This is a genomic window from Streptomyces sp. NPDC051172, from assembly GCF_040682555.1.
Lineage (GTDB): Bacteria > Actinomycetota > Actinomycetes > Streptomycetales > Streptomycetaceae > Streptomyces.
The window spans coordinates 2,609-7,382 of sequence record NZ_JBFBBE010000222.1 but is presented as its reverse complement, the minus strand read 5'-3'; the positions used below and the strand labels follow the sequence as shown (position 1 = coordinate 7,382).

At 67.9% G+C, this 4,774-nt stretch carries 3 protein-coding genes and 1 pseudogene; 1 reads left to right on the top strand and 3 read right to left on the bottom strand.

All coding sequences use genetic code 11. The features are described 5' to 3' along the window. Positions 1-494 precede the first annotated feature (494 nt). Both AB0N07_RS49000 and AB0N07_RS48995 read right to left on the bottom strand, forming a co-directional pair. Positions 495-1,224 (bottom strand): annotated as a pseudogene (locus AB0N07_RS49000) (ISKra4 family transposase); the annotation flags it as partial. Between the two features lie 81 nt (positions 1,225-1,305). Further along, positions 1,306-1,584, bottom strand: coding sequence for a hypothetical protein (locus AB0N07_RS48995; protein ID WP_365847197.1), 279 nt, complete (start codon positions 1,582-1,584; stop codon positions 1,306-1,308). Between the two features lie 48 nt (positions 1,585-1,632). Between AB0N07_RS48995 and AB0N07_RS48990 the strand changes: the two genes are divergently transcribed. Then, the gene (locus AB0N07_RS48990) at positions 1,633-2,730 is read left to right on the top strand and encodes an integrase core domain-containing protein (RefSeq protein WP_365847195.1); all 1,098 of its coding nucleotides are present in this window, start codon (positions 1,633-1,635) and stop codon (positions 2,728-2,730) included. A 55-nt stretch (positions 2,731-2,785) separates the two neighbouring features. Here AB0N07_RS48990 and AB0N07_RS48985 read toward each other — a convergent pair whose 3' ends face one another. Beyond that, complete coding sequence (locus AB0N07_RS48985) at positions 2,786-4,498, bottom strand: IS1182 family transposase (RefSeq protein WP_365847193.1); 1,713 nt, start codon at positions 4,496-4,498, stop codon at positions 2,786-2,788. Positions 4,499-4,774 lie beyond the last annotated feature (276 nt).

Sequence of the window (4,774 nt, the reverse complement as noted above, 5' to 3'; positions counted from 1 at the left end):
GATCCGTATCCGCTCCGGGAAGCCATCCCCCACCACATGATCACGAGCCACAAGCCCCGGATCCTAAAGGATCACCCGGCAAGGAAGCGACGTTGCCCCTTAGGTGATCCCGCGTTCGTCTCTGTCATACGTGATAGCGCGACTTAGGATTCCCGTTCGTCTCCTTGAATATCCTCGTTGGATATCGTTCCGCATCCCGGAGGTTGCGTCAGCCACGCATGGATGCTGACGCCGGATGCGGCACCGGTTTCAGACGTCTTTCCGATGGGTCCCGAATTGAACCTTCTGGAGACTGGGATTCAGGCAGTTTAGCTTTATCCGTATCGCGCGGGTCCCGCAGTGCGCCGTTTCATACGCCTGAACACGATCACTGCTTTCCTGGCATGCTATTGTCCCCTCACCCTTTCGGGATTAGGTGAGCCATCGGACCCAGGAACCTCCCTCCGAGTTCCTCCCGGCTTTACCGGGGATATGACAGAGCGCCTCGCGGCGCAGATCCGTTTCCGGTTCGCCTTCTCGCCCGGAGCGAGTCGGCAGCGCAGGGTGCGCGTGGCGGCCTCGGCCTTGCGGCGGGTCGCCTCGCGCAGCCCGTCGGGTCGCATCACCACGCCCTTGCCGTCGACCTGCATCACCAGCAGGGTGTCCGCGCTCGCCGGGAGGGGGATCTTGTACTGGTAGAACGCGTCGATGTCACGGGCCGCGGCGACGACGAGCTGTTCGGCCTGCCTGCCGCTTGCCCAGCACCTTCCCGCACCGCTGCTCGATCGCCGTCTTCGCCTGGTCGTAGGAGCCACGGACCGCCTCCAGTACCGCGAGGCGGGCCAGTTGGTGCGAGTGCCGGCCCGCCGGCAACGACAGGGCCGCATCGGCCGGGCGCACCCCGCTCAGCCCCTTGCCCCGCCAGACGCACCGCTGGACGGTGACCGTGCCGAACACACAGGCCAGCAGGCGGCGATGCCCCCTCTCCCGGTGTGGGCGCAGCTGATGGTCCGGCCCGTGCACCACCGCGGGCGGCGCGTGTTCCTCCCGCCCGGCCGGCAGATCGAGGTGGGCCTGGAACAGCAGACGCTGAAGCTCACGGCCCTGCTCCATGAGCATCCCCTCCAGCTCGTGATGCGCAAGATGCGCCGTCGCCGGCCCGGCCAAGTCGGTTTTCAGGGCTTCGAAGGCCCTGACTGCGGGCGCGAACACATCGGTGTCGTCGATGGCGTCGTACGGTTCCACGGTGCTCTTCTTCCTGCTCTTCGTTTCGGCTTGTCACCTTCGAAGGTAGGAAGAAGAGCCTTTATCGTTCCGCCAGTTCCATCATCCGGGGCCGTCCACGGGAGCCAGGGAGAACAGCCCGGGCCTCTCCTCGCGCAGCCAGCCGCGTTCGACCAGCCGCTTCAGCTTCCCCCGTGTCCCCTCGATCTTCGCAGCCACCGCCGGCAGCCCGATCCGGGGCACCACCTGCTTCGCCTGCACCGGCCCCGGCGCATCCGCGACCACTTCGACGATGTCCCGGTACACATCCGGCAGCACGTCCGGTGACAGCCCCTCCCGCCGGTGCGGCACCATGATCACTGCGCCTGCCGAGAATGTCATCCGTGCAGCTCAAGGACTTGCTCGGCGGTTGCGGCAGGATGATCACTCGTGTTGCTTCGACTGGCATACCTGACTGTCACCAACGCGTTCGCCGCCCTGCGGCTGTTGCCGATGAGCGACCGGGACAAGGATGTAGAGATCCTCGCACTGCGCCATCAGCTCACTGTCCTTGAGCGGCAGCTCGGTGGGGACAAGGCGAGGTTCGCTCCGCAGGACCGCGTCTTCCTCGCTGCGCTCCTCGCCCAGCTGCCGCGCGATGTCCTGGGGCGACTGCGGCTGTTGGTCCGGCCGGACACCGTGCTGCGCTGGCATCGCGACCTGATGAGGCAGCGTCATGCCCGCTCCTGCCGGCCGAAGCGAGCAGGTCGCCCGCCCACGGTCCGCTCGATCCGCGTGCTGATCCTGCGCCTGGTCCGGGAGAACCCGTCGTGGGGGTACCGGCGCGTGCACGGCGAACTCGCCGCCCTGGGCATCAAGATCGCCGCCTCCACCGTCTGGGAGATACTCAAAGCCGAGGGCATCGACCCGGCACCCGATCGAAGTGTCACCACCTGGGCCAACTTCCTGCGCTCTCAGGCCGACGCACTTTTGGCGTGCGACTTCATCGAGACCGTCACCCTGGCCGGCCAACGGCAGTACATCCTCGCGGTCATCGAGCACGCCACTCGCCGCATCCGCATCCTGGGAACCACCGCGCATCCCACCGCCCACTGGGTCAGCCAGGCCGCCCGGAACCTCGTCATGGACCTCGAGGACACCGGAGCCACCGTCAGCCACCTGATCCGTGACCGGGACGCGAAGTTCCCGGCCCTGTTCGACCAGATCCTTGGCGACGCCGGCATCCAGGTCGTGCTCTGCGGCATCCGTGTACCGCGGATGAACTCCATCATGGAGCGCTGGGTGCAGACCTGCCGCCGTGAGCTCCTGGACCGGACCTTGATCTGGAACGAGCGCCACCTACGGCAGGCGCTACACGAGTTCGAGCAGCATCACAACCTGCACCGGCCCCATCAGGCCATGAACCAGGCGGCGCCCCTGCGCGCGGTTCCCGAGCCGATCACCGATCCCAGGCGAATCGCCCGCCTGGACATACGCCGACACGACCGGCTCGGCGGAGTGATCCACGAGTACCGACACGCTTCCTGACCTGGTCGGATGAGATATTCGGCAGGCGCACGATCTTGGTGGCTAATTCCAACTCTCATGCTGTGAGGCTTAGTTGGAGTCTGGCGAGGTGGCAGTGATTGGCGCGGTCAAGGGGGCGGCCGTGCCACCAGGCGTGGAGTCGGATGAGGTTGAGGGCGGCGGCGCTGGTGGTGTGGTCGAGGTGGGTCTTGGCCAGGCTGCGGTAGCGGGCTCGGCGTAGTCCGGTGGTGTGGGTGGCCTGGCGGATGGTGCCCTCGACCCCGGCCCGCAGTGCGTAGTCGCGCTGCCAGGTGCCGTCCTGCTGCTGGGCGCGGGCGGTGCGGATGGCCTCGGTGAGCTCGCGGGGGTAGAGGCTGAGCCGGCGGCCTTTTCGTGAGTTGGTGCACTGGTTCTTGAAAGGGCAGGGGATGCAGTCCAGGGCGGCGAAGGAGACGACGGTCTTGGCCACGCCCTCCTGGACGACGTCGTTCCAGGTGGCGCTGGTCTTCCCGGCCGGGCAGACGGCCTGCTTGCCGTCCCAGTCGATGGTGAAGTCGTCTGCGGCGAAGCCTTGTTGGGCTTTGGCCTGGCGGGAGGTGTCGAGCAGGACCGGAGTGACCAGGGCGATGCCGTAGTTCCTGGCAGAGGCGACGATCAGGTCGGCGCTGGGGTAGCCGGAGTCCAGGTAGTGCCGGGTGGGCAGCAGGTGACGGCGGTGCAGCACCTGGTGGATCGGCTCCAGGGCTTTGGTGTCCGGGAGCGTGGAGGCGGTGGTGGCCACGTTCGTGATGATGTTCGGCCGGGAGGGACGGTCGCCGTCGGCCTGTGGATGGCAGGTCTCCGACACGTGCAGCTTGAACCCGTTCCAGAACAGGTCGCGTTTGGCGGACCAGCGGGCGTCGGTGTCATACGGGGAGGCCAGGCGTATCGGGCCGGGCGGCAGCCCGTCACCCCCGTCCTCGGCGCGCTCGCGGCGCCGGATCCGCAGCCTGCCGCTCCCACCCGGGGTGCGGGTGTAGTTCTGCACCAGCACGATCCGCAGGGTCTGCACTGCGGGCAGTTCACGCAGCCATGCCGGGGAAACCGGGGCGTAGAGGGCCTCCAGCAGAGTGTAGCCGTCCTTGGCGTAGTGCAGGGCGAGTTCGTCCTGCCTGGTCTTGGAGGAGGGCAGGCGCCAGGTGTCGATCCGGTCTGCGTAGCGGCGGCTCCAGTCCTCCACGACCAGCGCCTGGTCCACCCAGTCGGGGCAGGCCGCAGCCAGGGCGTTCAGTGCCGCGCGCACGCTTTCGCCGACCAGCTCGAGCCGGTTCAGGTCCCGCACCGCGGCCACGATGTGCGTGGAGTCGGTGCGCTGGTTGCCGCCTGCCGCCACCAGTCCCAGCTCGCGCAGCCGCTCCAGCAGCAGGTCCAGCACCCGCTCCTCCAACCCGTGGGCGACGACACGGGAGCGGAACTCCGACAGCACGCTGTGGTCGAAGCCCGGATCCTCCAGAGCCAGACCGAGTGCATACTTCCAGGACAGATTCTCCCGGACCTCGTCCGCGGCCTGCCGGTCGGTGAGGTTCGCGGCCTTCTGCAGCACCGTGACCAGCGCGAGCCGGCCCGGCGACCAGCCCGGCTTGCCCGCCCGCCCGAACCCGTCGGCGAAGGCAGCGTCCGGGAACAGCTCGCCCAGCCGGTCACGGACCTGCACCGCCAGCGGGGCCTCCCGCCTGCCCGAGTACATCACCCGGACCGCCGCCGCGATCTGCGGATCCGGCTTCGGCCAAGGCTGGGGCTGCACCGACACGACACGCTCCGATCCGAGAAGACCCACGAGTGATCACCAGCGCTCATGATCCACCGCCTCCTCGTCGCGCTGCCACCCCTGGCACACGCACAGACCCACGACCGACTCCGCCAGTCACCTCGTCGCCCGCCAACTCGGCCTGTCTGCATGACAGTTGGAATTAGCCACCAAGATCGCGCACTCCCGCCTGCCCGAGTACATCACCCGGACCGCCGCCGCGATCTGCGGATCCGGCTTCGGCCAAGGCTGGGGCTGCACCGACACGACACGCTCCGA

What these genes read in the sequence shown, in the direction of transcription:
- AB0N07_RS48995 (WP_365847197.1), bottom strand. Translation starts at nt 1,584, where the DNA reads ATGACATTCTCGGCAGGCGCAGTGATCATGGTGCCGCACCGGCGGGAG.